The sequence below is a fragment of the Stenotrophomonas sp. GSD10 genome (genome assembly GCF_056172695.1).
This window is the reverse complement of the sequence record NZ_JAOCMC010000002.1, coordinates 2,719,258-2,744,750: the sequence shown is the minus strand read 5'-3', so window position 1 is coordinate 2,744,750 and position 25,493 is coordinate 2,719,258. Positions and strand designations below refer to the sequence as shown.

Below are 25,493 nucleotides of genomic sequence, written 5' to 3'. Positions count from 1 at the left end.
ACACCACCGGCGATGGGATCTACCGCGCAATCGTCCGTGATCTCGGATCGCCCCAGGCAGCTTCCGAGGCATTGATGGCAGCCGGGGTTCCCGGCCTGCGCTACCTGGACGGCTCCAGCCGCCGCGCCGGGGACGGAAGCCACAACTACGTGATTTGGGATGAGGCAGCGGTCGGTAAGCCTCTCCGCCTGTACCAGCCGTCTCGCACGGACGAGGTGCCAACCGGTCTCGCCCCGGAAACGCCCGTGCCGGTGATCGAGCTGGAGCCGACCACCGGCAACCCGGCCGAGTGGTTCGCCGAGTCGAACGAGCTGATGCGCACCCAGCAGGACGGCATCGAGGTCACTGCGCCGGACGGTCAGCCTGTCCGGTTCGCCTCGCGTGGACGCAAGAAGGTCATGTCCAAGGGTCGGCGGGATCCGCTGCGCCAGGCTGTTGCCCGCGAGCTGCCGGCGCTGGTGGAATCTGCGCCGATCCATTCCACCTCGGTGGATACCGATGACAAGACCGTGTCCTACGCCTATGCCGCATCGGCTGTGCAGTACGACGGTCGGGTGTACCCGGTGCGCCTGGTGTACCGCGTCGGCAATGACGGAGTGCGCCGCGCCTACGATTTCGAGGGCTTTGAAATAGGAAACCCCGACGGCCTCGGCAGCGAATCGCTGCGCCAATCGGGGTCTGACGTCGGTGCCATGGAGCGGGCCGGCACGGCCGAGTCCGAGTTGCGTACCCGCGGTCTGCCGACGTCGGGGCTGACGCTAGCAGAGGTTCTGCCGGCTTTCAACGCCCGGCCGTTCTTCCAGTCGTCCGAGGCGGCCCCACGGGGCCAGATTCAGATCGGCCCTGGCCGGTCCATGCAGATCAGCCTGTTCAGGGGAGCGGACCTGTCCACCTTCCTGCATGAGTCCGGGCACTTCTTCCTGGAGGTCTATCGCGACCTGGCTACGGCCGAGGACGCCGCCCCCAACTGCGTTCGGACCTCGATGCGCTGCTGAAGTGGTTCGGGGTGGAGTCGGCGGATCAGATCGGGGTCGACCAGCACGAGCAGTTCGCCCGGGGCTTCGAGGCGTACCTGGGCGAGGGCAAGGCGCCGACGCCGGAGCTGCAATCGGTGTTCAGCCAGTTCAAGCAATGGATCCTGGGTGTCTACCGCAGCCTGCGGAATCTGGACGTGGAGCTGACCGACGACGTGCGCGGCGTCTTCGACCGCATGCTGGCCAGCCAGGAAGAGATCGAGGCGGCGCAGGCCCGGGTCGGATTCGAGCCGATCGCCCGCGACCTGGCCGAAGCGCAGGCGCTGGGCATGACCGAGCGGCAGTTCGCCGAATACCAGCAGCAGGTCGCGGCGGCACGTGAGCAAGCCGAGGCCGACCTGATGGCGCAGCTGCAGGAGGCGGATGCACGGGCGCGCGAGCGCTGGTGGAAGGACGAGCTGGCCACCATTCGCAGCGAGGTGCAGGCCGAGGTCGAGGCCACTCCGATCGTGCGCGCCTACCGCGTTCTGACGGGTCGGAAGGAAGCCGGCGGTGAGCCGGTGCCCGAGCAACTGCAGGGGCTGAAGCTGGATCGCGCGGCGCTGGCGGCGACCTACGGCGACGGCTTGCTGGACAAGATGGGCCGGGTCTACGCGCGCAAAGGCGGCACCCATCCGGAAGAGGTAGCCACCCTGCTGGGCTTCAGTTCCGCCGACGAGCTGGTGCAGGGCCTGTGGACGGTGCGGCAAACCCTGGCAGGCGTGGGCGCCGAGGCCGATGCGCGAATGCAGGCCAGGCACGGCGAGCCGATGACCGACGGCACGCTGCCGCAGCGAGCGTTGGACGCCGTGCACGGCAGCCGCAAGATTCAGCTGCTGGAGCGCGAACTGGGCGTGCTGGCAGACCTGGCCAAGGAGCCACGCCCCAATCGGCGCGAGCTGAAGGCAGTGGCGCAGGCCGTGCTGGCCGAGAAGACAGCGCGGCAGATTCGCCCGAACGAGTACCTGGTCGCCGAGCGCAAGGCTGCGCGTGCGGCGACACAGGCAGCAGCGGCCGGGAAGTATGCAGACGCACTGCGGGCGAAGCGGCAGCAGGCTCTGAACGCAGTGCTGTTCGCCGAAGCCCGCGCGGTGCAGCAGGAGGTCGAGTCCAAGGTCGGCTACATCCGCCGGCAGATGACACCGCAGGCGCGCGAGCGGCTGGGCAAGGCCGGCGCCGACTACCTGGAAGCGATGGACACGATCGCCGACACCTACGAGTTCCGCGACGTGTCCGGTCGGGCCGTTGCGCGCCGCCAGAGCCTGCGGCAGTGGGTGGAGGCGCGCCAGGCCGAGGACGACCTGACCGCTGTGAGCGATGCGCTGCTGGCGCGGGTTGAGGCGGAGAGCGTGACGAACTACGCGGACCTGCCGGTTACCGAGTTCCGCGAGCTGCATGACGCGGTGACGAACATCGCGCGCCTGGCGAAGCTGAAGAACGAACTGCTGGGCAACAAGGATCAGCGTGACTGGGAGAGCGCACAGGCCGAGCTGGCTGGGGCGATCCGCGGCGCTATCGCTGAAGGTAAGCCGCTGCCGCTCTCGGATGCGGACCTGACGGCGATGCAGAAGGTGGGCGCGACCTACACCGGCCTGATGGACTGGGTGCTGCGGCCGGAGACCGTCGTGGAGTGGCTGGACGGAGGCGAAACCGGACCCTGGCACGACTTCCTGTGGAACCAGGCCGAGGCAGCGCAGCAGCAGCGTATCGAGCTGCGCAACCGTGTCGGGGGCATGCTGGAGCAGACCATGAAGGCCCTGACCCCGGCGCAGCGGGCGGACCTTAACCGCCTGGTGTACGTACCCAGCCTGGGCCGCTCGGTGTCGAAAAACACGATCGTGGCGGTGGCGCTGAACATGGGCAACGCTGGCAACCGCGACAAGCTGATGCGCGGCGGGTTCATCGGCAAGAACGCCGAGGTAGTCCAGTTCACCCCGCAGAACATCGCGGAAATGCTCGGACACCTGACGCCGGCCGACGCGCAGATGGTGCAGGGCATCTGGGATGCGGTGAACAGCCTGTGGCCGGACATCGTGGAGCAGCAGCGCCGCCTGTCCGGCGTCGCGCCTGAGCAGGTTGAGCCGATGCCGCTGGTGTTCACGGCGGCCGATGGCTCGATGGTCAGCCTGCGCGGCGGCTACTACCCGGCGGTGTACGACCCCCGGGCGGGTGCCGGCGGCGTCAAGCAGGCGCGCGCGGCCGAGGAACAGATCATGGGCGGCACCTTCAGCCGCGCCATGACCAGCAAGGGCCACACCAAGGAGCGCACCGAATACGCAGCGCCGATGCTGCTGGACTACCACCGCGTGCTGTCGCGCCACCTCAATGACGTGATCACCGACGTCTCGCACCGCGGCTACGTGAAGCAGGCGCTGCGGGTGCTGGAAGACCAGGAGCTGAAGAACCTGATCCAGCAGCGGCTGTCGGAGGGCGCCTATCACGCGCTCTACGGCAGCGTGAAGAACTCGGTGCGCGGGGCGTCGGTGTCCGAGCCAGGATCCAGCTCGGTGGAGAAGCTCGGCGACGCGGTGCTGACCAACACGGCCGTGGCCGCCCTGGGCTTCCGCCTGCCGCTGGTGTTCGCCAATACCGTGGTGGCGCCGATCCAAGCGGCGGCGCGCGTCGACCCGAAGTACCTCGCCACTGGCTACGCGGCGTACTACCGCAGCCCAGGCAAGATGACGGAAATGATCCACTCGCTGTCGCCCTTCATGGAGGAACGTGCTAACTCGCTGGATTCGTCCTATCAGGTCGTGCTGGGCAAACTCTCGGGCAAGCGCGGCATCCGTGCTGCTGCGATGAAGATGGCCATGGAAGTGCACCGTTGGACGGTCCCGCTGGCCGAACGTGCCATCTGGCTGGGTCGCTATCAGCAGGCCCAGGCTCAGGGAGTGGGCATCGAGGAGGCGGTGCGCTTGGCCGACAAGGCGATCCGAACCACGCAGCAGGCCGGCGCGCCCAAGGATCTCAGCGCTGCCGAGCGAGACCCTCGCTATAAGTGGGTGCGCATGTTCATCGGACCGATGATCATCATGAACAACCGCCTGCAGGAGTCTGGCCTGCGCGGCCTGTACCTGGGCCGCGTGCAGTCGCCCGCCCGGGCGCTGGGCACTTGGCTGTCCGCGGGCGTGCTGTCCAATGCGGTGTTCGAGCTGCTGATGATGCGCGGCCCGGACGGTGGCGATGACGACGGGAAGGGATGGGACGACTGGAGCGCCTGGCTCGCCCGCAAAACGCTGCTGTTCCCGTTCCAGACGATTCCCCTGCTGCGCGATGTCGCCGGCGGCATCGACGCCGCGATCGAGGGCAAGCCCAGCATGGGCCGCCCGAATCCGATCGTGGACGCCGGCGTTGCACTGGCCAGGTTCGGCCAGGCCGCGTGGAAGGAGGGCAGAGACTGGATCGTCGACGATGAAGAGCCCGACGCGGAAAAGCTGATCAAGACCGGCGTGCGCGCTGCCGGCCCGCTGACCGGCATCCCCAGCAATCAGATGCTGACTACCGGCGAATACCTCTACGACGTCGGTACCGGCCAGTACACCCCGGACAACCCAGCGGAGGCGGCCGCATACCTCATGTACCGCCGACCCAAGGACGAGCAGTAATCGACCACGCCCAGCCCCGCTTCTGCGGGGCTTCTTCATTCTGGAGCCGATGCACCCATGACCATTTCCGCCAATGACCGCCGCAAGACCTACGTGGGGAACGGCGTCGCCACCACGTTTAACGGGCCGAAGGCGTTCCTGTCGAGCCATATCCAGGTGTTCACCGGTACCCATCCGGTCTACAACCTGGTGCCGCCGTCCCAGTACGCTGTGACGGGCCTCCGCCAGCCGTCGACTGTGGTGACCTTCAACGCCGCGCCGGCAACGAATGCTGACATCCTGATCCTGCGCACGGTCCCGATGGATCAGCCCACGGACATCACCAATCAGGGCGCCTTCCTTCCGGAGATCCATGAAGACGCGTTCGATTACCGGGTGATGCAGCTGCAGCAGCTGCTGGACAACGGGATGCAGCTGGTTCAAGACCCCGTCACCGGTGAATTCGTGTGGGATGCGAAGGGCAGCCGCATCACCAATGTGGGCGACGCCACGGCGCTGGCCGACGCGCTGAACCTGCGTAGCGCGCTGGTGCTGATCGAGCAGATCCAGGGCGGCGGCGGGAGCATCGGCATCACCCGCGGCTGTGGACGTTCGAGGGCGACGGAGAGGTGACCGACTTCCCGCTGCTCGGCGCTGATGTCCTGAGCGCGTTGTTCTACGACACGGCGGTCGAGATCACTGCGGGCGCTGCGGACTACAAGGTGTCCCGTCCGGTCGATGCGGCGGGGGTAGGCGAGTTCCTGATCGTCCCGGGCGTGGGTGGTGCGCCGCCGGCGATCAGGTTCAAGACGCCGCTGGGAGACGGCGTGCAGGGGTTCACCACGCTGCGTGGATACGCCCGGCCGTGGATCGGTGAGCCCCCGGTTTACACCGTCGCCCCCGGATCGTCAGCGTCACCGACAACACGACGCTGGCCGGTGACATGCACAACACCCTGATCCTGGCCAACTCGGCCACGCCGATCACCCTCACCCTGCGGGAGAACACCGGCGGCAGCGCCGATTGGAAGGACGGCCAGTTCTTTTCTGTGCTGCAGGTGGGGGCTGGCGCTGTCACGCTGGCAATCGAGGGCGGCGGGGGCCAGCTCACAGTCCCGCCGGGCTTCCAGGCCAAGACCCGGGGACAGGGCTGCATCATCAGTGGCACTTGCATTGCGCCTGATGCCGATTCTTGGGTGGCGGCCGGTGACCTGCTGCGGGTGTCGGCAGCTCCTGACCTGCAGAGCTTCCAGCTGATCGACCGATCGGTGCTGATCGGGGGCAACATCACCAGCGGCGCCGGCAAGGACAGCCTGGTGCTGCCTTACGGCCTGATGCTGGATACCGTGGCCAACGGCGGCATCTATGCCACGCTGTCCGTGGCGCAGGCCGCCGGCGCGGTGCTGACCGTGGACGTGAACCGGAATGGCACCAGCATCTTCTCCACCCGCCTGACCTTCGACAACAACGAGCGCAGCACGCTGACGGCAGCGGCCCCGCCGGTGCTGGTGCCCGGCGGCGAGATCCTGGCCAAGGGCGACGAGATCACGATCGACGTGGACCAGGTGGGCACGGCGCTGGCCAAGGGCCTGCGGGTCTACCTGGTCGGCCAGAGGGCGAGCTGACATGACCGCGCGCATCTACGACCGCCCGGACCTCGATCAGGAGCTGGGCCTGCGGGCGCTGTATGTAACCGGGCGATTCCCCGGGGCAGAGCCATCCGCGCCCTATGAGGGGCGCCTGCAGATCAAAAACGGCGTCGGCGCCTGCCTGGTCCGCCAGATCGATGGCGACCGGCTGCCGGAAGGCCATCGCCTGTACGTGGACCAGGCCACGCAGGAGGTCGTGCTGGCCTGGCCGGCCTACCAGTCCGGCCAGGCGCCGATCGTCAATCCAGGGTTCGAGGCCGGCGATTCGGGCTGGGTGGGCGGACCGGGCTGGAAGATCGCCACCGAGAACCCGCCGACCGGATTGTGGGCGGCCGGCTACCTCAACAATCAGGGCGAGTCGCGGATCTCCAGCACCTCGCGCTATTCGGTGTTCGCAGGGCAGGTAACCCACGCAAAGTGCCAGGTGCGTCAGGGCGCATCGTCGGAAGGCAACGCCGGCGCGTCGGTGATGCTGGAATACCGCAATGCTGATGGCGACGTGATCGAGTCGGCCGAGGGCAACCGGGTCATGTCGGCGAGCAAGAATCGGGTCTACGACTCCAACGTGACCGGCGTGGCACCGGCCGGGGCGACGACCATCAACGTGGCCGGCAACGGCATCCGCCACCGCGAGAACAAAATTCTCTTCGTCGATACCTTCGAGTGGGACCACACGGTCCCGTCGGCGGGCATCAACTACGAGCAGCTGCTGAGTTTGACCCTGCTGGTCAGCGACTCGCGCGGCCGGAGCTACCTGTGGAAGGGCACTGTCAGCGTGGTGCTGTGGGATGGCGCATGGGAGTCTCGCACGCGCGGCAGCATGGAATGGCGCGGCGTGCCCTACGCCATCAAGTTCAACGGGGTGGGGCGGCTGCTGACCGGCGGCCACGACGGGAAAATCTGGCGCTCGGACGACCGCGGCCAGAACTGGACGCTTACGGATTCCCCGCTCGCGAACACACCCTATTACACGCGCGCGTTTGCCTACAACGACCGCGATCAGGTGCTGGTCGCCTGCGGTCACTATGTCGCCCGTAGCTTGGATGGCGGCGCAACCTGGGGGCGAACCTATACCCCCTACGACTCGGCATGGGTGTTTGCAAAGTGGATCCCCGAGTGGAACATCTTCATCGTGGTTGGGGCTGGCGCGTACACCCGCAGAATCCTCACCCTCAATGCGGGTGGCGCCGGTCCGCTCAACAAGAGCAACACGGGCGGTTACTACAACATCACTTACAGCGCAGTGCATGACCGGGCGGTGTGCCTCCCGCATGCCGAATCAGGCGGTCAGCCCCAGTATGCGGTGTGTACTGGTGACCCGACCGCCTCGGCCTGGAGCTACTTCAATCCACCCTCCGGGACGGCAATCAATTCACGGTATGGCGCGGCGAGCCTTCCGAACGGAGACGTGTGGACGGTTGGTTCAGATTCCACGACGAACACCGGAAGCGGCTACATGATTTCCCGCGACGGAGGGCTCACGTTTGAGCGGCCAATCCGGCCTTCGAGCCTCCCCGGCGTTCCCGCTGGCTACGACCTGGGCGGAATGGTTGTCTATGACGAGACGCTGCGGCTGCTGGTCATCCAGGCGTATCAGTCCGGGCCGGGTGCAGGCAGCGCGAGGCAGTTCATCAGCAGGGACAACGGCGCCACGTTCCAGCCGACCGACATCCCCGCGCCCCTCAGTGGGACCAACATGGCCAGGCCGGAGGGCGTGCAGTGGTCGCCGTCTGCGGGCTGCATCATCGGGTCGGATTCCGACTCGAACCCAACGATCTATTTCAGCCGGACCGGGCTGTTTAAGTAGGGCTGAGGGTCGACAACCTGTCGGCTCTCACGCCACCTGCTGCAGCAGATCCTCGCGGTTGTTCCTGGGGGTATTGACCGCCCGGCTGACCCGGTAGGCCTCCATGGATGGGGGTTCGCTGGCCAGTAGCATCGCCATTGCATCGTCGGGATCGGCTGCCATCCACTCATCGATCTGGCTGGCCAGCAGCCAGACCGGCATGCGGTCGTGTATGTCGGCCGACACGCCGCTGCTGTCCCCGGTGATGACGGTGAAGGTTCCCAGGTTGCCGTCGGGCAGCAGGGGGCTGCTGTCCTCCCACAGGCCGGCCGCCAGCAGCGGCTCGGCCGAGTGGATGAACCATGGATCCTTCTTCCCGTCGATCGGGCTGACCGACCACTCGTAATACCCGGCCATGGGGATGACGCAGCGGCGCTTCTTGAACGCCGTGCGGAACGCCGGCTTGGTGGCCACGGTCTCGATGCGGGCGTTGATGGTCGAGCCCTGCAGGCCCTTTGCCTTGGCCCAGAACGGCAGCAGGCCCCACGCCAGCCGGGTGACCTGCCGGCCTTCGCCGCGGTCCAGGATCACCGACGCCCGCTGTGTCGGGGCGAGGTTGTAGCTGGGCTGGATCTCGGCCAGGCTGGGGGCAAGGTCAGCCAGCTCGGCCTGTCCGAAGTTGACGACGGGGAGCTGGACGAATCGGCCGCACATAGGGAGCATGTACCCTCACGGCTGTGATGCCACTGACAATTCCGGATGATTATGGGGACGGAGAGATTCAAGCCATACATGGAATTCACCGCTCAGGGGAAGGCTTACGAAGCCCTGATGGTGATGATTGCGCAGCTGGAAAAGAGGCCGCACTCGGCAGCTGAACTGCTACCGGTCGTGGTGTTCATGGCTTTTACCGTAGAGGCCTACTTGAACTCCCTTGGCGCCAGGAAGATCGAATTTTGGGATGAGATTGAGCGCATCCCGTGGCGAAATAAGATCAAGGTGCTGCACCTTCATGCGGGTAAGGAGGCGGACTGGGGCAGCAAGCAGCTGCAATACGCCGCGAAGCTATTCGCTCTGCGAGACAAGTTGGCTCACGGCAAGCCCGAGGTGGTTGCCGGTCCGATCTGTGAGTCACGTCAAGAGGTTGAGGAAAAGCTGCTTGAAATGGTCAATCCTCCGTGGCTGAAGGAGCTATCCGCAGGATGGCTGAAAACGGCGAGGACGGATTTCCGGGTGTTGATGATTTACCTTTCCGGGCTCTACGGCCTCGAGGCAGTTGATCACCAGTTCCACTCACACGGGCGATTTGAGGTCATCCGCTCGGACCATGAGTAAAGGCGGTCAGCCTAGACCACTCTTTCGGCTCGAACCTCCCCGAACGATTCAGGCAGGTCGCCGCCGCGTTCGCAGGATCTGCGACCACCGGTCGTATCCTTCCGGCCATGCTTCCTTCGCACGGCCACCACGGTTTCCGCACCACCCCGATCCCCTCTGGCTGGGTCCAGACCGGTGAGCGCTGGGCGCTCTGGTACAACGGCCGGGAGACGGCCAGCGTCGCCCCCGATGGTGGTGCCGGTGTGCGCCTGTGGATGGAAGGGCAGAAGATGTGGCAGGTGAAGGAAGTGCGCGCGGCGAGCATCCGGCAGGCGAAGCGGTACGCCGAGCGCTGGTGCGCGGCCAGGCTCTATCCCGACCTTCCCCTGCGCGAGGCCGTCGCCCGCCTGACGGACAGCACGCGGTTCCAACTGCCGCCGCCACTGCCCGGGCTGCCGCCTACGCGTGAGCAGCAGCAACAGGCGCGGCGCCTGGCTGAGTCTGGGGCGCTGGAGCTGACACGGATCAAGGAAGCGCTGGAGCCGACCAAGCCGCCGGCAGCGACCAAGCCCAGGGCGAGGGATCCTCAGAAGGCGCGGGTGAGGGCGGCGCTGCAGCAGCTGCGGCGTGGCGTTTAAGCCCGGAAAGCTGCACCCTATCGGCTCGTAAGTGATTGATTGCATTTGTCGCAATCGGCACTTTTGGGAAGCGTCGTTCTGACGCAGATTCCTTCCCTATCAACGAGATGCGCCGGACAGTAACGATGCCTGGGGGCAGAGGGTCGTCGGTTCGAATCCGGCCGTCCCGACCACTGTGATGAATCAAAGAGCCTGCGCAGCGATGCGTGGGCTTTTTTGTGCGTGCAGTGTATGCTGCGCGCCACTCGTACTACCGCGGCTGCTGAACCCGGTACTCACGAGAACACACAATGGAATCTGCAAGAAACCGTGCCTGGCGTCGCAGCCAGGCCTGCAACCACGGTGGCGACCGCGCCACGACGGCGTACAGCTACAAGCCCGAAAAGAACTGGAAGCTGCTGTACACGCGCGGTGCCAAGCTCGCGCGCGCACGCCAGCTGGGCTTCGTCTATCCGGTCCTCAGCGCCCGCCAACTGCAGGAACAGGAATGATCAAGCTGCTGTTCGTCTGCAGCCGCAACCAGTTGCGCAGCCCGACCGCCGAAGCCATGTGGCAACGACGGCCCGGATTCACCGTGCTGTCGGCCGGCACCAGTCCACATGCACGACGCCCCATCGGCCCGGCGGACATCCGCTGGGCCGATGTCATCTTCGTGATGGAGGCCAAGCACCAGCATCGCCTGCAGGCCACCTACGCGCGCCTGCTGGAGCACAAGCGCATGCATTGCCTCGATATCCCCGATGACTACCGCTGCATGGATCCGGTGTTGATGGATCTGCTGGATGCCAGGGTGACCGCCTGTCTGGATCAGCTGCCGGCCAAGCGGTAGATCAGTTCCGGATCGCCTTCGTCCAGACCGTGCACGATGCCGCTGTCGATGAAGCCGGAGGCAGCGAGCAGGCGTTGCATGCCGGTATTGGAGGCATTGGTTGAAGTGAACAGCTTGCGCTGTCCCTGCAGTGCGCTTGCGTGGCGCAGCAGGGCGGCCCCGATGCCGCGGCGGCGATGCGCGTGCGCCACCATCAGCATCTCGATGAAGGCTTCGCCGAAGAAGTGATGGTGGATGACCAGATAGCCGGCCGCCACATCGTCCCGTTCCGCCACATACACGGCGGCGCTCGCCAGCCAGCCGGCAATCTGCCGCGCGCGTTGCCGATCGCCGGCCGCGACGCTGTCGAGCGCGACCAGCGCGGGCAGATCGCGCGGCACCGCGTCGCGCAGACGCAGCATCGTCGGGGAGGCATCGGGTGGCGGCATCGTCGGCTCCTGGGCGGATCGGGCCCAGTCTATCGAGTGCGCCGGCCGCGTTCGCCCATCCGCCGCGGCCAACACGTGGCCGCGCCGGTCAGTACACCCGGAACTCGGCGCGGCAGCCGTCGCTGACCCACACCCCGCGGCGGTCCCAGCCCCAGTTGCGGTCCTCGATGCAGGGCGTCACCGACTTCTGCCTGACCAGGCGTACCTCGTGACGCACGCGGATACGGCATTCCTTGTCCTTCTGTTCGTACGACTCGCAGACCAGGCGTTCGCCGTCATCGTCGCGGTCCCGGCCGTGGCCCGGCCAACGTCCGCGTCCGTCGGCCACGAACTCGGCACGACAGCCGTCGTCGACCCAGAGCATGCGGCGGCTCTGCCCCCAGTTCTGGTCCTCCACGCAACGGGTGACCGACAGCTGCCTGGCCAGGCGCATGCGGCCTTCGATCGGGCACTGCTGGGGCTTGTTGAACTGCGATTCGCAGCGCAACGGCGAAATGTGATCGCTGTCGTAATCCCGGGCTGCCGCCGGGGTGGCGGCCAGCAGCAGCGTCAGGGCGGAGAGGGCGATCGGCAGCACCAGGCGATGGGTCATGAGCAGTCTCGGCAGGGGAACGGGCCGCAAGAATGGACCAGGCCGGGGCCGCCGGAACGGATCGTTGCAGCGCGGGCTCATGCGGGATTTAGTAGTGCGCACGGGCCCATGCAGAGGCTTACATCCCGTATCATCGCTGCACATCCGATCGCATCGGCTTACACCTTCTTACATGTCTGCCACGCCTGGCGGCGCAGCCTGTGGCTGTCGTCACTGGCGTGCGCGCGGCCTGCGGGAGACGATGCGCGGACCACGACGACCACAGGGGGTTGCGTTGATCAGCAGTACCGTCATTCATCGTTCGGCGAGCACCGATGCTGGGCCGGTGCAGGTCCTGGACACCACGTTCAAGGGCAAGCATGTGTTTGTTGCCTGGGGCCTGCGCGGGCCGGAACTGACCCGCAGCGCGGACCCGGCCACCACGGTGGCCGCGCGCAAGGCGCTGCAGGCAGTGGCAGGTCACAGCGAAGGGCCGCGCAGCCCGGAAGTGTTCATCGCCAACCAGTCGGCGGTGGCGATCACCGTCTATCGCCTGCTGACCGAGGCGCGTTCGGGCGACGCCATCTTCTTCCTGTGTGATTCGCAGGCGGTGGTCGATTGGCTGATCACCGCGCTGGAAGTGCAGGGCGAGGGCTGACGCCGGTCCGGATCAACCCAGTGCCGCGTCCACCGCTGCGATCGCGTGCAGGGTGGTGGTGTCGAACAGGGGCACCGCGCTGTCTTCGGGGCGCACCAGCAGCATGATCTCGGTGCAGCCGAGGATGATCGCTTCGGCCCCGCGCGCGGTCAGCCGAGCGATCACCTCGGCGTAGCGCCGCCGCGACGTTTCGCTGACCACGCCGAGGATCAGTTCCTGGTAGATGATGTCGTGCACGCAGCGCCTGTCGGCCGCGTCCGGGACCAGCACCTCCAGCCCGAAGCGTTGTTCCAGCCTGCCGCGGTAGAAGTCCTGTTCCATGGTGAAGGCGGTGCCGAGCAGGCCGACCCTGCGCGCGCCCGCCCTGACGATCGCCGTTGCGGTCGGGTCAGCGATATGCAGCAGCGGCAACGGGCACGCCGACTCGATGCGATCGGCCAGTGCGTGCATGGTGTTGGTGCAGATCAGCAGCAGCTCGGCGCCGCCGGCCTGCAGCCGCTGCGCGGCGTCCACCATATGGGTGCCCAGTGCATTCCAGTCACCCTCGTGCTGCAGCTGCTTGATGCCGGCGAAATCCACCGACCACAGCAGCAGCTGCGCCGAATGCGCGCCGCCGAGGCGATCGCGCACCGCCTCGTTGATGAGCCGGTAGTACTGCGCCGAGCTCTCCCAGCTCATGCCGCCGATCAGGCCCAGGGTCTTCATGCACTGCTCCATGCCAGGGCAGGCCATTGCAGCACAGATGGCGCCGCCCATGCGCTCACCGCGTATCTGTAACCATCGTATCGGCGCGTCGCTGTGTGTGCCGCAATGCGGCCGTGGGCTCTATGCTGGTGCGCTCTTCCGCGGTGGATGCCGGATATGGCGCTGCATACCTGGTGGTGGTTCCTGGCCACGGTTTTCGTCCTGTGCGGCACGCCCGGGCCGAACATGCTGCACATCCTCGGACGCAGTGTCGGGCTGGGTTTCCGCGGCAGCGTTCCGGCCATGGCCGGCTGCCTGCTGGCGATGCTGCTGGTGCTGGCGGCCTCCGCGGCGGGGCTGAGCGCGCTGCTGCATTCCTCGCCGATGCTGTTCGAGGTGCTGCGCTATCTGGGCGTGGCCTACCTGGCGTGGCTGGGCATCAAGGCCTGGCACGACAGCTTCCGGCCGGCGCCGCCGGTGGCCAGCGACGAGACGCCGGCGCTGGCGCCGGTACATGGGGCGTGGACCGTCCTGCGTGGCGGGTTGTGGGTCGGCCTGAGCAATCCCAAGCTGCTGTTGTTCGCCACCGCGTTCCTGCCGCAGTTCGTCGACCCCTCGCGCAGCCAGGCCCTGCAGTACAGCGTGCTGGTGGCAACCTTCGCGGCCTGCGAACTGTTCTGGTACGTGATGTACGCAGCCGGTGGACATGGCCTGCGCCGCTGGCTGGCCCGGCCGTTCGCGCGGCGCTGGTTCGAACGGCTGGTAGGCAGCGTGTTCCTGGCGTTTGCCGTAGCCCTGCTGCGCTTCCGGCCGCGCTGATTCACATCGCACACGCGGCCCGTTCACGGGTGCCGCATCGGCGTCAGCCTAGCCTGATCTCACCGTTTGCATTCCCTGCGGGGAAAGGATCGACATGATCAAGTGGGCCATCATCTTCGCCATCATCGGTGTCATCGCCGGCGTGCTGGGCTTCGGCGGCATTGCCGGCGCAGCCGTGGGCATCGCCAAGTTCCTGTTCTGGGCCGGCATCATCATCGCCGTGGTGCTGTTCCTGCTGGGCATGAGCGTGGCGAAGAAAGTCAGCTAGCGTGCTTCACGCAGCAGCGCGCTCAGTGTGCGCTGCTGCGTGAGAACAGATTGATCACCAGCACCCCGGCGCAGATCAGGCCGATGCCGATCAGGGCGGGCGCATCCAGGCGCTGCTTGAAGACCAGCAGCCCGATCAGCGAGATCAGGACGATGCCCACGCCGGACCAGATCGCGTAGGCGATGCCGGTGGGAATGGACTTCATGGTCACCGACAACAGGTAGAAGCACAGGCCGTAGCCGACCAGTGCACCCAGCGTCGGCCACAGCCGGCTCATGCCTTCAGAGGCCTTCAGCAGTGATGTGGCAATCACTTCCAGGATGATGGCGGCGGCGAGGTACAGATAGGGGTTCATCACGGGCTCCGGGCTACAACGGATCACACAGCTTCAGCGCCTGCTCGGCCATCGCCAGCGCATTGGCGTGTTCCAGCGCGTCCAGCGGGCGCCCATAGGCGGTGGCCCAATAGCCATCGGCGACGCAGCGCGCAGCGTACAGCCGGGGGTCATCGGCTTCGTCGGGGAATTCGACCAGCATGGCCCGCTTCCAGTCGCGCCAGCGCACCAGCAGGGCCGGTTCCAGCAGGTTGCCCAGGGTGAGGCCGATATCGTTGTCCTGTTCCTGCTGCAGCAGGTGCTCGAAGTTGGCCTGCACATAGGCGCGGCTGAAGCGGCCGTAGCCCGACGATTCTGCCAGCAGCAGGGCCCGGACGCGTGCCTCGAATTCGCCGATGAGCCCGTCAATGGCCTCATCGACCAGGGCCTGCTTGCTGTTGAAGTGGTGGAACAGCGCCCCTTTGCTGACCCCGGCCGCGCGCGCGACGTCCTGTACGGTCAGGGCGGCCAGGCCATGCTGGCCGATCATCGCAACGGTGGCCTGCAGCAGCGACTGGCGCACGCTCTCGGGCGCCTTGCGCCGCGAACGGGGAGGGGATGGGGACGCGGATGGGGGCATACAGGAAGAAACCGACTGGACGGTACGATTGTAGCGCAGCAGCGCCGGGTTACCGTTGCCAGCCTCGGCCGGTGCCGGGCTCAGTCGTCGATGCGGGCGAAGCGGGGCTGCGGTCCGTGCTCGCCGGGCACCTGCTCGACGAACATCGAGTAGGGGCGCACCCATAGGCCGCCTTCGCCGTACAGGGCCCGATAGAGCACCATCGGTTGCAGCGTCTCGCTGCTGCGCACCAGATCGATGACTTCGTATTCGCCGCCCTTGAAGTGGCGGTAGCGGCCGCGCGCAAGCGCAGGCAGCGGACTCAGTTCAGCCATGCGTGGTCGGTCTCAGGTCTGCGGCGGGCTGGCCGGCTTGGCGCAATAGGCGTCGATCGCCTCGGCGGTGTTGGCCAGGCCCTGGGCCTGCGCCAGTTCCCAGGGACGCTCGCAGCGCTGGCTGTGCTGGCACCACTGGTATCCCGCCGAGCCGATGCAGCCATGTGCATCGCGGTCACTGCCGGGCGCCGGGCGGGTGGTACCGGTGTCGGTGGTGACCGCCGGCCTGTCCGCGCTGGCGCAGGCGGCCAGCAGCAGCGCTGCGGGCATCAGAAGTTGCGCTTTCATGGGGAGTCCGTATCCAAAGCAGCAGTCTGCGCTGCTGCCCGGGACCCGGCAAGCGTCTAGAACACCGTGGCGCGGATCAGTTCTTCGATCAGCACCACGTAGCTGGCCACGAAATAGAACTTCAGCAACGTCGAACGCTGCTGTGAGAAGAAGGTGCGCATGTGGAAGGGGCCCCTGTTGGTGACGATAGTGTGAAGTCAGGCTGACTCCGTGACAAGGATCACGAAATGAACGGGCTAAACGGACTCAGGGATGTGAGGAATGAAAGCACCCACCCGCAATGGAGGCGTTTTCGTACAAATCCTATAGGCCCTTCCCGACGCGCTCGCTAGCCTGAAGGGGTATCGGCAGGGACGCCCTTGTGCCTGCCGCTGCATCCCTGTCGCGAAGGAGCCGGAACATGGTGATTACTGTCCAATGCAAGGCACGGCACTGGTCCGTGCTGCATCCGCAGGCGCACGACGCCATTGGCTATGCACACGGCGCCGACGCGTTCGACGCTGCCGCAGCGCTGGCCCTGGAACACCACCGGCGCACCGGCCAGCCCAGCACGGTGCGGGTGGAGGCGCTCGGCAACGCCGTGGACGCCCTGCACATCGGAGACTGACACACCGGCCGTGGCCCAGTCAGCCACGGTTGTGGTGTTTGAATGGGGAAAGAACCGCAGCGTCGCGCCCCTCTGTGCGCCGCGACGCGAATCCCGGATGCTTGCGCCATCGTATTCATCTGGAGATCTCGATGGGCAACGCACTCACCTGGCGCACCCTGGCCTGCGCATTGCTGCCGATGCTCGCGGCCGCGGGTGGCGCACAGGCGCAGAGCTACGGTTATGGCTATGACGACGATCGCTATGGCGGCCGCGATGGCGGTGGCATCGTTCGGTGCGAGTCGATCAAGAACCGCAGCAACGAGTGCCGCCTGCAGGGCCGGGCACGCTTGATCCGCCAGTTGTCCGGCTCGCCGTGTGTGGAAGGTGAAACCTGGGGGCAGTCGCGCAGCGGGGTGTGGGTGACCCAGGGCTGCCGCGCCGAGTTTGTGGGCGAATATCGCCGTGGCGGCGGTTGGGGCAACGGCAACGGCAACGGCAACGGTTGGGGCGGGGGCGGGGAGGTGATCGCCTGCCATTCCAATGGCCATCGCCAGGAGTACTGTGACGCGCGCATCCGCCGTGGTGTCCGCCTGATCCGTCAGGATTCGCGTAGTGCCTGCATTGAAGGCCAGACCTGGGGTTGGGACCGCCGTGGCATCTGGGTCAGCGATGGCTGCCGGGCTCAGTTCCAGGTGAACTGAGTCTTTCGGGTTTGCCCCTGCAAAATCAGAGAAATCTGATACAGCTCTCATTTTGAAGGCCGTATTGTCTGCAGCCAGGGTGCCGGTGTGCGCCCTGACTGCTTACGGTGCCGCGCGTGCAGCCGGCCCGGGCATCCCATCGCCGTCGATACGCTGCCTCAAGGAGTGAGCTGCATGTTGATCCGCCTGCAATGCGAACAGCGCCAGTGGCGCGTGCTGCATCCGGACCGGCCGGAGCCGATCGAGTTCCGCGACGGCGCCCGCGCCTATGATTTCGCCGAGACCCTGGCGCGCCTGCATTTTGTCGACACCGGGCAGCGCGCCGCAGTGCGCGTGGAGGCCAGCGGCGCGTACGTGGAAGCGGTCAGTTACGGTTGATGTCGCCATCCACGCATGGCGTGGATGTACCGGGATGCCAGTAGAGCCACGCCGGGCGTGGCTGCTTCCATCAGCTTGCCGCGCTGAGCGGCGGCGTACCCGAGGCCAGCTGCGGCCAGCGCTTGAGCACCGCCGCGCGGATGCCCGCGGCATCGATGCCGGCTTCGGCCAGCAGGTCTTCGCGGCTGGCATGGTGCTGGTAGCTGTCGGGCAGGCCCAGGTGCAGGATCGGGCGCAGCACGCCTTCAGCATTGAGCAGTTCGCCGACGCCGGAACCGGCGCCACCGGCGACCACGTTGTCTTCGATCGTCACCAGGCCCTCGTGCTGGGCCGCCATGGCCAGCACCAGTTCGCGGTCCAGTGGCTTGATGAAACGCATGTTGACCACGCTCAGGCCCAGTTCGCGGCCGACCTGTTCGGCTGCGGCCACGGTGCTGCCAAAGGCGAGCAGGGCAATGCGGCTGCCTTGCTGGCGCAGCTCGCCCTTGCCGATCGGCAGGGTGGACAGGTCGCTGCCGGCATCCACGCCGGTGCCACTGCCGCGCGGGTAGCGCACCGCTGCCGGGCCCGGGTGCTGCAGGCCGGTGCTGAGCATCTGCCGGCATTCGGCTTCGTTGGACGGTGCCATCACCACCAGGTTCGGCACGCAGCGCAGGAAGCTCAGGTCCAGGTTGCCGGCATGGGTCGCGCCGTCCGGGCCAACCACGCCGGCGCGGTCGATCGCGAACAGCACGTCCAGATCCTGGATCGCCACGTCGTGCACCAGCTGGTCGTAGGCGCGCTGCAGGAAGGTGGAGTAGATCGCCACCACCGGCTTGCCGCCCTGGGTGGCCATGCCGGCGGCGAGGGTGACCGCATGCTGCTCGGCGATCGCCACGTCGAAATAGCGCTGCGGGTATTCCTTGCTGAAACGCACCAGGCCGGAGCCTTCGCGCATCGCCGGGGTGATGCCGTACAGGCGCGGCTCGGCCGCAGCGGCATCGCACAGCCAGTCACTGAATACATCGGTGTAGGTCGGCTTCTTGGCGCCGGCCTTGGCCACCAGGCCCTTGTCCGGGTCGAACGGGCCGACGGCGTGGTAACCGATCTGGTCGCCCTCGGCCGGCTGGTAGCCCTTGCCCTTGGTGGTCATCACGTGCAGCAGCTTGGGCCCCTTGGAGGCGCGCAGCGTCTTCAGCGTGGACAGCAGGGCAGGCATGTCGTGGCCGTCGATCGGGCCGGTGTAATGGAAGCCCATTTCCTCGAACATCGTGGACGGCACGAACATGCCCTTCCAGTGTTCTTCCCAGCGCTTGACGAAGCGCGCGGGGTTGTTCTTCTTGTCGCCGAGGATCTTCTTGCCGCCTTCGCGCAGCGCGTTGAGCGTGCGGCTGCCGGTGGCGCGGCCGAGCATCTTGGTCAGCCCGCCGACCGCCTCGGAAATCGACATGTTGTTGTCGTTGAGGATCACCAGCAGGTTCGGCTCGGGATCCATGCCGCCGGCATGCATCAGCGCCTCGAAGGCCATGCCGGCGGTCATCGCGCCGTCTCCGATCACCGCCACCACCTTGCGGTCGTCGCCTTCGGACTGGCGGGCAATGGCCATGCCGAGCGCGGCCGAAATCGAGGTCGAGGAGTGGCCGACGCCAAAGGTGTCGTACTCGCTTTCCTCGCGCTTGGGGAACGGCGCCACGCCGTCCTTCTGCTTGACGGTGTGGATCTCGTCGCGACGGCCGGTCAGGATCTTGTGCGGGTAGGTCTGGTGACCGACGTCCCAGACCAGCTGGTCGTGCGGGGTCTGGTACAGGTAGTGCAGGGCCACGGTGAGTTCGATCACGCCCAGGCCGGCGGCGAAATGGCCGCCGCTCTTGCCCACCGATTCGATGAGGTAGGCGCGCAGTTCGTCGGCGACCGCCCTCATTTCGGATTCGTCGAACGTGCGCAGGTCATCCGGGGTCTGGATGCGCGCGAGGCGGGGATAGCGGGCAGAGTCGATCATCATGTTCGCACTTGTTCTGAACGCCCATTTTCGCCCTCAAACGGGGGTGGGGCAAGCAAACGCCGCCGCCCGTGACAGGACGGTGAGGGTTGCATTTCCGGCGATTCAGGTGCTCAGTTTCGAGCGCTTCGGCAATTGCGCCTTCAGGAAGGCCATCTGGTCGGCCAGGATGTTGCGGTTGGACAGGATCAGATGCTCGATCCAGCTGGGCCGGTAAGGCACCGCCAGCAGCGGCATGCCGGCCTGCTGCGGGGTGCGGTCGCTCTTGCGCGAATTGCAGTGGAAGCAGGCGGTGACCACGTTCTCCCAGCAATCCAGGCCGCCCTTGGACAGTGGCATCACGTGGTCGCGGGTGAGGGTGGGGCGGTTGAACTGCTGGCCGCAGTACATGCACAGATGGGCATCGCGGGCGAACAGGGCCGGATTGGTCAGGTTCGGCGTGGGGTCGATCGCACGGGAGCGGGCGTGGCCGCGTGCGGCGATGATCGGGTGCAGGTCCAGCCCGCTCTGCAGGCCGCTGAAGCGGTTGGTGCCGCCGTGGATGTGCAGGCAGGGATCGCCGAGCGTCCAGGCCACCGCTTCGCGGGCGTAGAGGCAGGCGGCGTCCTGCCAGGTGATCCAGTCCAGTACGCGTCCGTGGGCATCCAGCGAGAGCAGCCGGACGGAACCGGGTCGATGCAGCGTCGTGGCGTTGGGCGATGCTTCGGCGCCCGGAGCAGAAAACGGAGCTCCGGCTTCGATCAGACCCAAGCGTGTAGTGTCTGTCTCCATCGGGAGAACAGCTTATACCTGAATGTTGACGATTTGTGTATCGCCTGTGGGCGATACACAAATTGTCAACATTCAGGTCCGCGCATTCCTCCTATCCCCCGCGCCGTTGGCGCGCCCCTTAACAAAGGGGGCTTTTCTCCAGAGGGATTTCGGTGATTTCCATCCACGCATGGCGTGGATCTACCGCAGATCGCGGGGAACTGTCAGGAGCGGGGTGGTGTGGGTTGGCAGGACCGTTGGCGCCATGGGCCCGAGGCATGCCTCGGGCGGGTTGGGCAGGACGCCCCAACCCCGGTCTTGCCGTGTGCGCAGGACAGCGCACACGAGCAAGGCGCCATCGAGCCCCCAAGGAAGGGTTTACGGCGTGTCCTGCCAGGCCACACCGCCCCGCCATCCACCGGGATGCAGCTGTTGCTGTTGCGGTTGCCGGCCAGCGGCAGGCACTACCGCGGGTGCCGGGCGCAGCCCGGCTCAGGCGCCGAAGCGCTCCTCGTCCATCGCCATCAGTGGGGCGGCGCCGGCCTGGATGGCGGCGGCGTGGCTGAGCGTGCGCGGCAACACGCGGGCGAAGTAGAAGCGTGCGGTCTCGCGCTTGCCCTGGGCGAAGGCGGCGCCGTGCGCGCTGGCATCGGCGGCGGCCACGCTGCGGGCCCACCAGTAGGCCAGCACCACATAACCCGAATAGAACAGGTAGTCGTAGCTGGCCGCACCCAGTTCGTCCGGGTTGGCGGCCGCGCGCTGCAATACGTCCAGGGTCAGCTTGCCCCACTCGGCCGCCTTGGCGCGCAGCGGGCCGATGAACTCGGCCAGCGCTTCGTTGCCTTCGTGTTCCTTGGCGAAGGCTTCGATCTCGGCCAGCATCAGCTTCAGGCCGGCGCCCTGGCTGGACGCGGTCTTGCGGCCGATCAGGTCCAGTGCCTGGATGCCGGTGGTGCCTTCATACAGGGTGGTGATGCGGGCATCGCGCGCCAGCTGTTCCATGCCGTGCTCGCGGATGTAGCCGTGGCCACCGAAGCACTGCAGGGCGTTGTAGGTGTTCTCGATGCCCCATTCGGTCTGGCAGGCCTTGGAGATCGGGGTCAGGAAGCTCACCAGCGTGTCGGCGCGTTCGCGCTCGGCGGCGTCCTCGGCGTGGTGGGCGACGTCGATCAGGGTGGCCGCGTGCAGGGCCAGCAGGCGGCTGCCTTCGACCAGCGACTTCACCGTCAGCAGCATGCGCCGTACATCCGGGTGGACCAGGATCGGGTCGGCCGCCTTGTCCGGGAACTTGGCGCCGCTCAGGGCGCGCGACTGCAGGCGCTCACGGCTGTACGTCAGCGCGTTCTGGTAGGCGCGCTCGGACAGGCCGATGCCCTGCAGGCCGACGCCGAGGCGTGCGGTGTTCATCATGGTGAACATCGCCTGCAGGCCCTTGTGCGGCTGGCCGACGAGGTAGCCCTGCGCGCCGTCGAAGTTCATCACGCAGGTGACCGAGCCCTTGATGCCCATCTTGTGCTCGATCGAGCCGCAGCGCAGCGCATTGCGCTCGCCGACGTTGCCGTCGCGGTCGACCTTGAACTTGGGGGTGACGAACAGCGAGATGCCCTTGGCGCCCGGCGGCGCGTCGGGCAGCTTGGCCAGGACCAGGTGCACGATGTTGCCGGTCAGGTCGTGCTCGCCGGCGGTGATGAAGATCTTGGTGCCGGTGATCGAATAGCTGCCATCGGCGTTCGGTTCGGCCTTGGTCTTGAGCAGGCCCAGGTCGGTGCCGCAGTGCGGCTCGGTCAGGCACATGGTGCCGGTCCAGCGGCCTTCGATCAGCGGCTTCAGGAACGCCTCGTGCTGCCAAGCCTCGCCATGCTGCTTCAGCGCTTCGATGGCGCCGTGCGAGAGCAGCGGAAAGTTGCCCCAGGCCAGGTTGGCGGCGTTGATCATTTCGTTGAGCGGCACGCCCAGGGTATGCGGCAGGCCCTGGCCGCCCAGTTCCGGCGAAGCGGTCAGGCCGGTCCAGCCGCCGTCGACAAACTGGTCGTAGGCCTGCTTGAAGCCGGGCGGGGTGGTCACTTCACCGCTGGCCTGGTCGAGCACGCAGCCGATCTCGTCGCCAACGCTGTTGAGCGGGGCCAGCACGGTGGCGCTGAAGCGGCCGGCCTCTTCCAGCACGGCATCGACCACGTCGGCGGTGGCGTCGGTGAAGCCCAGGCGGGCGAACAGGGGTTCGACCTTGAGCACGTCGTGCAGGGCGAAACGGAGATCGGAAAGCGGGGCGGTGTAGCTGCTCATCGGTACGTCTCGAATTGATCAGGGACAGGGGAGCGGCGCGCAGCGCCGCAGCGGAAATCGGTAAGCGGAATCAGCGCAGCACGCCGGGCAGGCCTGGCGCCTGGTTGAGCGTGCTGCGGCTGCTGATGTCGAAGCTGCGCTGCTTCTTTTCCTGCGGCGTAGCCGCCACCGAACCCTTCAGGCCATAGGCGAGGGTGCGGTTGCCGGCCAGTGCGTCGGCCACCACCAGGCGTGCGGCCGAGCTGGGCACCAGCTCGACATTGATGACGTCGGCGGAGGTGCCGCCGATGGAGATGGCCGGCCTGGCCTGCAGGGTGCCGGCCGCTGCATCGCCAACGGTCAGCGCCAGCGAGACCTCATCGAAGGTCATCGGCATCGAACTGTAGTTCTGCAGACGCAGCGCCACCGTCCAGTTGCCGTCGGCGCGTACGGTGAGCTGCTGCAGGCTGGCCGCCGGTTCGGACACACGCTTGACGATGCCGTTGTTGCAGGCAACAAGGGCGAGGGTGCACAGGATGATCAAGGCGGTACGGACACGGTGGAGCATGGGCGCAAGTCCTCTGAAGGGGGTGCGTTGGGTTAAGCATACTACGGCGTATGGTTGTGTGGATCGCCGCTGGCGACCTGTCGCAGAGGGTAGCGTGTGAAGATGGCGGCCGGGCGTGCGCGGCGCCGGATCAGGCACGCCGGATGCACCGGTTGTGGCACGGCTCAATCGGCCGGCGCGTCACGCAGTGGGGCCATGACCCGCAACGGGCCAAGGTCGTATCCCATTGCCTCGGCCTTGGCCTTCAACTGCTCGAACTGGGTCCGATCCATCTCGGGCAGGCGCGCGAGGATCCACAGGTATCGGCGGCCGGGTTCGCCCACCAGGGCCCACTGGTAGTCCGGGTCCAGCGCCAGCACCCAGTAGTCGGCCCAGACCAGTGGCACCCAGCTCAACCAGTCCGGAACGAAGCGCACCTGCAACTGGCCGGCGTGCCCGGCGACCGGACGGGCCACGCCCTCGGCCACCAGGCGCTGGCCATCGTCGGCGCGGCAGGCGTTGGTGACGGTAATGCGGCCATCACGGCGCAATCCGTAATTGGCGGTGATCTCACCCGTGCAGCGCTTCTGGAACGACACCGGCAGGTGTGCGATCTCATGCCACTGGCCGGCGTAGCGATCGATGTCCAGGGTCTCGACCGCACGCACCGGTTCGGCGGCGATCACCGGCAGGGCGGCCAGCAGCAGGCAGGCGAGCAGGGTGGGGCGCAGGTGCATCGGCGGACTCCGGGCAGGAGTCTGGAGCGTAGGTGCCGCAGCCGGTGCCGGTGTAAATGTTTCGTCAAGCGGGGGCGTGCCACCTTGCCATGCGTGGAGGGCAAAGCGCAGGCAAAAAAGACCCGCATTTCTGCAGGTCTTTGAAGATGGTGGCCGAAGACGGAATCGAACCGCCGACACGGGGATTTTCAATCCCCTGCTCTACCAACTGAGCTACTCGGCCAAATTGTGTGGCGACCGCGATGGATGCGGCTTCCGGAAAAAAAGACCCGCATTTCTGCAGGCCTTCGAAAGTGGTGGCCGAAGACGGAATCGAACCGCCGACACGGGGATTTTCAATCCCCTGCTCTACCAACTGAGCTACTCGGCCACATGTTTCGTTGCAGCGAGGTCGCTGCCGAGGAGGCGTATATTACGGAGGTCGGTTGTCTTCGGCAAGGGTTTTGCCAAGAATTCTTCACATTGCCGTCTGCGCACCCGCAAGTGCTTGATCCTCCGTCGCGTGGCAGGGCAGGAGCGCCTGAACATCGATTCACGGATCAGCGCCGGTGGCGGAAATCAGCGACCCACGGTGAAGGGCAAAGCGGCAATGGCAAGGGATACGCGCCGACGACGCCGGGGCGGGGCATGGAACGCTGTTTTCGCGGCCACCGGCCGGGCAGGCGGCGGCGTAGTGTCGGCGTTCCTTTCCTGATGCTGGCAACAGCAGAGCCGACCGCCATGTCCGATTCCCCGACCACCTCCCGCATCGTGCTGGCCTCGCGTCCGCAGGGCGCGCCGACGGCCGCCAACTTCCGCCTGGAGCAGGCGCCGTTGCCGCCGCTGGCCAGTGGCGAGGTGCTGCTGCGCAACCGCTACCTGTCGCTGGATCCGTACATGCGTGGTCGCATGGACGACGGTCCTTCCTACGCGGCGCCGGTGGCGGTGGGCGCGGTGATGGAAGGCCAGACCGTGGCCGAGGTGCTGCAGTCGAAGGCAGATGGCGTGTCGGTGGGTGACCTGGTACTGGCGCCAGGCGGATGGCAGACCCATGCGGTGCTGCCGGCCAAGGCGCTGGGGCGTCGCCTTGATACGGCCGGACTGCCGTTGAGTACGGCGCTGGGCGTGTATGGCATGCCGGGATTCACCGCCTATTCCAGCCTGCATGAAATCGCCCGGTTGAAGCCGGGCGAGACGCTGGTGGTGGCTGCCGCAAGCGGTCCGGTCGGCGCGACCGTGGCCCAGTTGGCCAAGCTGCAGGGCGCGCGCGTGGTCGCCATCGCCGGTGGTGAAGCCAAGCGCGCCTATCTGCAGACGCTGGGCGTGGACGTGGCGCTGGATCATCGCGCGGACGACTTCGCCTCACAGTTGCGCAGCGCCGTGCCCAACGGCATCGATGTCTATTTCGAGAATGTGGGTGGCCATGTACTGGATGCGGTGTTGCCATTGCTCAACGACTTCGCCCGCATTCCGGTGTGCGGCACCATCGCAACCTACAACGACCGTGGCGTCGAACAGCCCGGCCCGGACCGGTTGCCGGCGTTGTTCAGTCAGATCCTGCGCCAGCGCCTGACCGTGCGCGGTTTCATCGTGCACGACTTCAATCATCTGTGGCCGGACTTCGAACGCGAGATGGCGCGGTGGCTGCGCGAGGGCGCATCCAGTACCGCGAGGATGTAGTGCAGGGTCTGGAAAATGCGCCGGAGGCGTTCTTCGGGCTGCTGAAGGGACACAACTTCGGCAAGCTGGTGGTGAAGCTGGATTGAGGGCTTGGTGG

General features: G+C 66.6%; 29 protein-coding genes, 2 tRNA genes and 1 pseudogene. 17 read left to right on the top strand and 15 right to left on the bottom strand.

Annotated features, from left to right (window positions below):
• Positions 1-74 precede the first annotated feature (74 nt).
• From N4G47_RS12935 to N4G47_RS12910, 6 genes are all read left to right on the top strand, one after another.
• Positions 75-995, top strand: coding sequence for an LPD3 domain-containing protein (locus N4G47_RS12935; protein ID WP_475287578.1), 921 nt, complete (start codon positions 75-77; stop codon positions 993-995).
• Between the two features lie 176 nt (positions 996-1,171).
• Complete coding sequence (locus tag N4G47_RS12930; protein WP_475287577.1) at positions 1,172-4,618, top strand: hypothetical protein; 3,447 nt, start codon at positions 1,172-1,174, stop codon at positions 4,616-4,618.
• 57 nt (positions 4,619-4,675) lie between these two features.
• Positions 4,676-5,230 (top strand): hypothetical protein, encoded by a 555-nt coding sequence (locus N4G47_RS12925; protein ID WP_475287575.1) that lies wholly within the window; start codon positions 4,676-4,678, stop codon positions 5,228-5,230.
• Positions 5,227-5,556, top strand: a complete 330-nt coding sequence (locus tag N4G47_RS12920) for a hypothetical protein (RefSeq protein ID WP_475287573.1) — start codon at positions 5,227-5,229, stop codon at positions 5,554-5,556. The genes N4G47_RS12925 and N4G47_RS12920 overlap by 4 nt, the downstream gene beginning before the upstream one ends.
• Positions 5,541-6,221 (top strand): hypothetical protein, encoded by a 681-nt coding sequence (locus tag N4G47_RS12915; RefSeq protein WP_475287571.1) that lies wholly within the window; start codon positions 5,541-5,543, stop codon positions 6,219-6,221. The genes N4G47_RS12920 and N4G47_RS12915 overlap by 16 nt, the downstream gene beginning before the upstream one ends.
• Position 6,222: 1 nt before the next feature.
• The gene (locus N4G47_RS12910) at positions 6,223-8,052 is read left to right on the top strand and encodes a hypothetical protein (RefSeq protein WP_475287569.1); all 1,830 of its coding nucleotides are present in this window, start codon (positions 6,223-6,225) and stop codon (positions 8,050-8,052) included.
• Between the two features lie 27 nt (positions 8,053-8,079).
• Here the strand turns inward: N4G47_RS12910 and N4G47_RS12905 are convergent, their stop codons facing one another.
• On the bottom strand, positions 8,080-8,745 hold the full coding sequence (locus N4G47_RS12905; protein WP_475289944.1) for an SOS response-associated peptidase: 666 nt from the start codon (positions 8,743-8,745) through the stop codon (positions 8,080-8,082).
• 78 nt (positions 8,746-8,823) lie between these two features.
• Between N4G47_RS12905 and N4G47_RS12900 the strand changes: the two genes are divergently transcribed.
• The 4 genes from N4G47_RS12900 (at position 8,824) to N4G47_RS12885 (ending at position 10,812) form a co-directional block, all read left to right on the top strand.
• Entirely contained in the window at positions 8,824-9,366 is a 543-nt protein-coding gene (locus N4G47_RS12900) for a hypothetical protein (protein WP_475287567.1), read from the top strand.
• A gap of 107 nt (positions 9,367-9,473) precedes the next feature.
• Entirely contained in the window at positions 9,474-9,983 is a 510-nt protein-coding gene (locus N4G47_RS12895; RefSeq protein ID WP_475287566.1) for a hypothetical protein, read from the top strand.
• 290 nt (positions 9,984-10,273) lie between these two features.
• The gene (locus N4G47_RS12890) at positions 10,274-10,474 is read left to right on the top strand and encodes a hypothetical protein (protein ID WP_475287564.1); all 201 of its coding nucleotides are present in this window, start codon (positions 10,274-10,276) and stop codon (positions 10,472-10,474) included.
• Positions 10,471-10,812 carry a low molecular weight protein tyrosine phosphatase family protein gene (locus N4G47_RS12885; protein ID WP_475287562.1) on the top strand — a complete coding sequence of 114 codons (342 nt, stop codon included), beginning with the start codon at positions 10,471-10,473 and terminating at the stop codon, positions 10,810-10,812. Before N4G47_RS12890 ends, N4G47_RS12885 begins: the two co-directional genes overlap by 4 nt.
• Here N4G47_RS12885 and N4G47_RS12880 read toward each other — a convergent pair.
• On the bottom strand, positions 10,791-11,240 hold the full coding sequence (locus N4G47_RS12880; RefSeq protein ID WP_475289943.1) for an N-acetyltransferase family protein: 450 nt from the start codon (positions 11,238-11,240) through the stop codon (positions 10,791-10,793). The two genes, N4G47_RS12885 and N4G47_RS12880, sit on opposite strands and share 22 nt — an antisense overlap.
• A gap of 88 nt (positions 11,241-11,328) precedes the next feature.
• Entirely contained in the window at positions 11,329-11,832 is a 504-nt protein-coding gene (locus N4G47_RS12875; protein WP_475287560.1) for a DUF3011 domain-containing protein, read from the bottom strand.
• A 241-nt stretch (positions 11,833-12,073) separates the two neighbouring features.
• Here N4G47_RS12875 and N4G47_RS12870 point away from each other — a divergent pair, with 241 nt between their 5' ends.
• Positions 12,074-12,469 carry a hypothetical protein gene (locus N4G47_RS12870; RefSeq protein WP_107231044.1) on the top strand — a complete coding sequence of 132 codons (396 nt, stop codon included), beginning with the start codon at positions 12,074-12,076 and terminating at the stop codon, positions 12,467-12,469.
• 12 nt (positions 12,470-12,481) lie between these two features.
• Here N4G47_RS12870 and N4G47_RS12865 read toward each other — a convergent pair whose 3' ends face one another.
• Entirely contained in the window at positions 12,482-13,174 is a 693-nt protein-coding gene (locus tag N4G47_RS12865) for an aspartate/glutamate racemase family protein (RefSeq protein WP_475287558.1), read from the bottom strand.
• A gap of 156 nt (positions 13,175-13,330) precedes the next feature.
• On the opposite strand from N4G47_RS12865, the gene N4G47_RS12860 reads away from it, so the two are divergent.
• On the top strand, positions 13,331-13,972 hold the full coding sequence (locus N4G47_RS12860) for a LysE family translocator (RefSeq protein ID WP_475287556.1): 642 nt from the start codon (positions 13,331-13,333) through the stop codon (positions 13,970-13,972).
• Positions 13,973-14,066: 94 nt separating this feature from the next.
• The gene (locus N4G47_RS12855; protein ID WP_107231041.1) at positions 14,067-14,240 is read left to right on the top strand and encodes a DUF1328 domain-containing protein; all 174 of its coding nucleotides are present in this window, start codon (positions 14,067-14,069) and stop codon (positions 14,238-14,240) included.
• Positions 14,241-14,262: 22 nt separating this feature from the next.
• Here N4G47_RS12855 and N4G47_RS12850 read toward each other — a convergent pair whose 3' ends face one another.
• The 4 genes from N4G47_RS12850 to N4G47_RS12835 all read right to left on the bottom strand — a co-directional run bounded on the left by N4G47_RS12850 (position 14,263) and on the right by N4G47_RS12835 (position 15,795).
• A complete protein-coding gene (locus tag N4G47_RS12850; protein ID WP_475287554.1) occupies positions 14,263-14,595 on the bottom strand; it encodes an SMR family transporter in 333 nt (110 codons plus the stop codon).
• Positions 14,596-14,608: 13 nt separating this feature from the next.
• Positions 14,609-15,193, bottom strand: a complete 585-nt coding sequence (locus N4G47_RS12845; RefSeq protein WP_475287552.1) for a TetR/AcrR family transcriptional regulator — start codon at positions 15,191-15,193, stop codon at positions 14,609-14,611.
• A gap of 80 nt (positions 15,194-15,273) precedes the next feature.
• Positions 15,274-15,507: a DUF1653 domain-containing protein gene (locus N4G47_RS12840; RefSeq protein ID WP_475287550.1), complete on the bottom strand. Its 234-nt coding sequence runs from the start codon at positions 15,505-15,507 to the stop codon at positions 15,274-15,276.
• Positions 15,508-15,519: 12 nt separating this feature from the next.
• Complete coding sequence (locus N4G47_RS12835; protein WP_475287548.1) at positions 15,520-15,795, bottom strand: hypothetical protein; 276 nt, start codon at positions 15,793-15,795, stop codon at positions 15,520-15,522.
• Between the two features lie 400 nt (positions 15,796-16,195).
• Between N4G47_RS12835 and N4G47_RS12830 the strand changes: the two genes are divergently transcribed.
• The 3 genes from N4G47_RS12830 (at position 16,196) to N4G47_RS12820 (ending at position 17,463) form a co-directional block, all read left to right on the top strand.
• Positions 16,196-16,402, top strand: a complete 207-nt coding sequence (locus N4G47_RS12830; protein WP_107231036.1) for a hypothetical protein — start codon at positions 16,196-16,198, stop codon at positions 16,400-16,402.
• Between the two features lie 131 nt (positions 16,403-16,533).
• Positions 16,534-17,085: a DUF3011 domain-containing protein gene (locus tag N4G47_RS12825; protein WP_475287546.1), complete on the top strand. Its 552-nt coding sequence runs from the start codon at positions 16,534-16,536 to the stop codon at positions 17,083-17,085.
• 174 nt (positions 17,086-17,259) lie between these two features.
• Positions 17,260-17,463, top strand: coding sequence for a hypothetical protein (locus tag N4G47_RS12820; protein WP_107231034.1), 204 nt, complete (start codon positions 17,260-17,262; stop codon positions 17,461-17,463).
• Positions 17,464-17,533: 70 nt separating this feature from the next.
• On the opposite strand, the gene dxs is transcribed toward N4G47_RS12820, so the two are convergent.
• From dxs to N4G47_RS12785, 7 genes are all read right to left on the bottom strand, one after another.
• The gene (gene dxs, locus N4G47_RS12815; RefSeq protein WP_475289942.1) at positions 17,534-19,441 is read right to left on the bottom strand and encodes a 1-deoxy-D-xylulose-5-phosphate synthase; all 1,908 of its coding nucleotides are present in this window, start codon (positions 19,439-19,441) and stop codon (positions 17,534-17,536) included.
• 105 nt (positions 19,442-19,546) lie between these two features.
• On the bottom strand, positions 19,547-20,212 hold the full coding sequence (locus N4G47_RS12810; protein ID WP_107231033.1) for an HNH endonuclease: 666 nt from the start codon (positions 20,210-20,212) through the stop codon (positions 19,547-19,549).
• Between the two features lie 471 nt (positions 20,213-20,683).
• Positions 20,684-22,474 (bottom strand): acyl-CoA dehydrogenase C-terminal domain-containing protein, encoded by a 1,791-nt coding sequence (locus N4G47_RS12805; protein ID WP_475287543.1) that lies wholly within the window; start codon positions 22,472-22,474, stop codon positions 20,684-20,686.
• Between the two features lie 70 nt (positions 22,475-22,544).
• Entirely contained in the window at positions 22,545-23,021 is a 477-nt protein-coding gene (locus N4G47_RS12800; RefSeq protein WP_249843425.1) for an LEA/WHy family protein, read from the bottom strand.
• 164 nt (positions 23,022-23,185) lie between these two features.
• Positions 23,186-23,737: a lipocalin family protein gene (locus N4G47_RS12795; protein ID WP_475287541.1), complete on the bottom strand. Its 552-nt coding sequence runs from the start codon at positions 23,735-23,737 to the stop codon at positions 23,186-23,188.
• 147 nt (positions 23,738-23,884) lie between these two features.
• A tRNA-Phe gene (locus N4G47_RS12790) sits at positions 23,885-23,960 on the bottom strand.
• A gap of 71 nt (positions 23,961-24,031) precedes the next feature.
• Positions 24,032-24,107: transfer RNA gene (locus tag N4G47_RS12785), tRNA-Phe, on the bottom strand.
• 350 nt (positions 24,108-24,457) lie between these two features.
• On the opposite strand from N4G47_RS12785, the pseudogene N4G47_RS12780 reads away from it, so the two are divergent.
• Positions 24,458-25,482 (top strand): annotated as a pseudogene (locus tag N4G47_RS12780) (NADP-dependent oxidoreductase).
• Positions 25,483-25,493: the final 11 nt, after the last annotated feature.

What these genes read in the sequence shown, in the direction of transcription:
- N4G47_RS12935 (WP_475287578.1), top strand. Translation starts at nt 75, where the DNA reads ATGGCAGCCGGGGTTCCCGGCCTGCGCTACCTGGACGGCTCCAGCCGC.
- N4G47_RS12925 (WP_475287575.1), top strand. Translation starts at nt 4,676, where the DNA reads ATGACCATTTCCGCCAATGACCGCCGCAAGACCTACGTGGGGAACGGC.
- N4G47_RS12915 (WP_475287571.1), top strand. Translation starts at nt 5,541, where the DNA reads ATGCACAACACCCTGATCCTGGCCAACTCGGCCACGCCGATCACCCTC.
- N4G47_RS12910 (WP_475287569.1), top strand. Translation starts at nt 6,223, where the DNA reads ATGACCGCGCGCATCTACGACCGCCCGGACCTCGATCAGGAGCTGGGC.
- N4G47_RS12905 (WP_475289944.1), bottom strand. Translation starts at nt 8,745, where the DNA reads ATGTGCGGCCGATTCGTCCAGCTCCCCGTCGTCAACTTCGGACAGGCC.
- N4G47_RS12900 (WP_475287567.1), top strand. Translation starts at nt 8,824, where the DNA reads ATGGAATTCACCGCTCAGGGGAAGGCTTACGAAGCCCTGATGGTGATG.
- N4G47_RS12895 (WP_475287566.1), top strand. Translation starts at nt 9,474, where the DNA reads ATGCTTCCTTCGCACGGCCACCACGGTTTCCGCACCACCCCGATCCCC.
- N4G47_RS12890 (WP_475287564.1), top strand. Translation starts at nt 10,274, where the DNA reads ATGGAATCTGCAAGAAACCGTGCCTGGCGTCGCAGCCAGGCCTGCAAC.
- N4G47_RS12885 (WP_475287562.1), top strand. Translation starts at nt 10,471, where the DNA reads ATGATCAAGCTGCTGTTCGTCTGCAGCCGCAACCAGTTGCGCAGCCCG.
- N4G47_RS12880 (WP_475289943.1), bottom strand. Translation starts at nt 11,240, where the DNA reads ATGCCGCCACCCGATGCCTCCCCGACGATGCTGCGTCTGCGCGACGCG.
- N4G47_RS12875 (WP_475287560.1), bottom strand. Translation starts at nt 11,832, where the DNA reads ATGACCCATCGCCTGGTGCTGCCGATCGCCCTCTCCGCCCTGACGCTG.
- N4G47_RS12870 (WP_107231044.1), top strand. Translation starts at nt 12,074, where the DNA reads ATGCGCGGACCACGACGACCACAGGGGGTTGCGTTGATCAGCAGTACC.
- N4G47_RS12865 (WP_475287558.1), bottom strand. Translation starts at nt 13,174, where the DNA reads ATGAAGACCCTGGGCCTGATCGGCGGCATGAGCTGGGAGAGCTCGGCG.
- N4G47_RS12860 (WP_475287556.1), top strand. Translation starts at nt 13,331, where the DNA reads ATGGCGCTGCATACCTGGTGGTGGTTCCTGGCCACGGTTTTCGTCCTG.
- N4G47_RS12855 (WP_107231041.1), top strand. Translation starts at nt 14,067, where the DNA reads ATGATCAAGTGGGCCATCATCTTCGCCATCATCGGTGTCATCGCCGGC.
- N4G47_RS12850 (WP_475287554.1), bottom strand. Translation starts at nt 14,595, where the DNA reads ATGAACCCCTATCTGTACCTCGCCGCCGCCATCATCCTGGAAGTGATT.
- N4G47_RS12845 (WP_475287552.1), bottom strand. Translation starts at nt 15,193, where the DNA reads ATGCCCCCATCCGCGTCCCCATCCCCTCCCCGTTCGCGGCGCAAGGCG.
- N4G47_RS12840 (WP_475287550.1), bottom strand. Translation starts at nt 15,507, where the DNA reads ATGGCTGAACTGAGTCCGCTGCCTGCGCTTGCGCGCGGCCGCTACCGC.
- N4G47_RS12835 (WP_475287548.1), bottom strand. Translation starts at nt 15,795, where the DNA reads ATGAAAGCGCAACTTCTGATGCCCGCAGCGCTGCTGCTGGCCGCCTGC.
- N4G47_RS12830 (WP_107231036.1), top strand. Translation starts at nt 16,196, where the DNA reads ATGGTGATTACTGTCCAATGCAAGGCACGGCACTGGTCCGTGCTGCAT.
- N4G47_RS12825 (WP_475287546.1), top strand. Translation starts at nt 16,534, where the DNA reads ATGGGCAACGCACTCACCTGGCGCACCCTGGCCTGCGCATTGCTGCCG.
- N4G47_RS12820 (WP_107231034.1), top strand. Translation starts at nt 17,260, where the DNA reads ATGTTGATCCGCCTGCAATGCGAACAGCGCCAGTGGCGCGTGCTGCAT.
- dxs (WP_475289942.1), bottom strand. Translation starts at nt 19,441, where the DNA reads ATGATCGACTCTGCCCGCTATCCCCGCCTCGCGCGCATCCAGACCCCG.
- N4G47_RS12810 (WP_107231033.1), bottom strand. Translation starts at nt 20,212, where the DNA reads ATGGAGACAGACACTACACGCTTGGGTCTGATCGAAGCCGGAGCTCCG.
- N4G47_RS12805 (WP_475287543.1), bottom strand. Translation starts at nt 22,474, where the DNA reads ATGAGCAGCTACACCGCCCCGCTTTCCGATCTCCGTTTCGCCCTGCAC.
- N4G47_RS12800 (WP_249843425.1), bottom strand. Translation starts at nt 23,021, where the DNA reads ATGCTCCACCGTGTCCGTACCGCCTTGATCATCCTGTGCACCCTCGCC.
- N4G47_RS12795 (WP_475287541.1), bottom strand. Translation starts at nt 23,737, where the DNA reads ATGCACCTGCGCCCCACCCTGCTCGCCTGCCTGCTGCTGGCCGCCCTG.